Source organism: Bartonella sp. CR84HXZ, assembly GCF_042194535.1.
Classification (GTDB): Bacteria; Pseudomonadota; Alphaproteobacteria; order Rhizobiales; family Rhizobiaceae; genus Bartonella; species Bartonella grahamii.
This window is the reverse complement of record NZ_JBHIMY010000078.1, coordinates 1-1346: the sequence shown is the minus strand read 5'-3', so window position 1 is coordinate 1346 and position 1346 is coordinate 1. Positions and strand designations below refer to the sequence as shown.

The window sequence follows — 1346 nt, the reverse complement described above, 5'->3', positions numbered from 1 at the left end:
ATATCTGTGATGATAATCAGTCACTAAAAGACGCTGCTTAAATAACGCGTGGGCACGGCGGGGGCGCCCTCCTTTAACATCTCATTTAAAAATTTAAATCTCTGTATAAAGGAATTGTGCTCATGCAAAAGAAGTTTGCACTCACAAATGAAACGCGTGTATTTGGTAAACATGTTCTCTACCGTATTAAAGCATTAAAAGACTTTTCTGATGTTAGAGCTGGTGCCTTGGGTGGCTTTATTGAAAAGGAAGATAACCTCTCTCATGAGGGAAATTGCTGGGTGTATGATGAGGCTCTTGTGTTTAAAAATGGTCACGTTTATGAACATGCAAGGGTTTTTGGCAAGGCTGTCACTTGTGGTCATATCTATGGTCATGCGCGGGTTTATGACAATGCTATCGTTGCTGGCTATGTCTATGATAATGCCCATGTTTATGGCAATGCTGTTATTTCTGATAATTCCCATGTCTATGGTAATGCGCGTGTTTATGGCAAGGCTATTATTTATGATAATGCCTATGTTTATGACAATGCTAGGGTTTATGAAAACGCTCGTATAGCAAATAACGTGCATGTTTTTGAAAATGCTCATATTCATGGAATTGCTGTTATTCGTGAAAATGTCGGCGGGTCTACTAAAATAAAAACCTATACTGAACGTCTCTCTCCTTATGGTGAATTAGAGATTGTCTGGGTCTAATCTAAAGCAGTGTAAATGAAAGCACGAGCGCGGCGGGGGCGCCCCTCTTTTAAATTTCCCATTCCAAATTTTAGCAAACGTTTATCACATTAGATTGTGAGGGTCTTCTATGTGCAAAAAATACGAATTAACCAGTGAAATCAAAAAAATCAAACATGCTCTTACTCGAAATATTATAAACCTTTATCGCATTAAAGCTTTAAAAGATTTTGATGATATAAAGGCGGGGTCTTTAGGCGGCTTTATTGAAAAGGAAGTTAACCTATCCCATGATGGTAATTGCTGGGTCTATGATGAGGCTTGTGTCTACGGTCATGCAAGAGTGTATGATGATGCAAAAATACGCCATTTTTCTCAAGTCTGTGGTCAAGTTTATGGCAATGCTGAAGTCTATGGAAAGGCTTTTATCTCTCAATATGCTAAAATTTATGACCATGCTTTTATCTATGGCAATGCTCATGTTTATGGCAATATTTATGGTAATGCTCATGTAAATGGTAGTGCCCGCGTTCTTGCTGATGCTCATATTTATGACCATGCGCATGTTTCTTATGATGCTACGATTTTTAGTTATGCACGCGTTTATGGTCATGCCAAGGTTTCTGGCTTGGCTTGTATTTATAGCCATGCAAAAATTTATAATTA

At 38.3% G+C, this 1346-nt stretch carries 2 protein-coding genes; both read left to right on the top strand.

The genetic code is table 11. The annotated features are described in order from the left end of the window. The first annotated feature begins 122 nt into the window (after positions 1-122). Positions 123-701 (top strand): hypothetical protein, encoded by a 579-nt coding sequence (locus ACFIKD_RS09415; RefSeq protein WP_375647904.1) that lies wholly within the window; start codon positions 123-125, stop codon positions 699-701. Between the two features lie 109 nt (positions 702-810). Further along, a partial coding sequence (locus tag ACFIKD_RS09410; RefSeq protein WP_375647902.1) for a hypothetical protein occupies positions 811-1346 on the top strand: 536 nt, incomplete at its 3' end.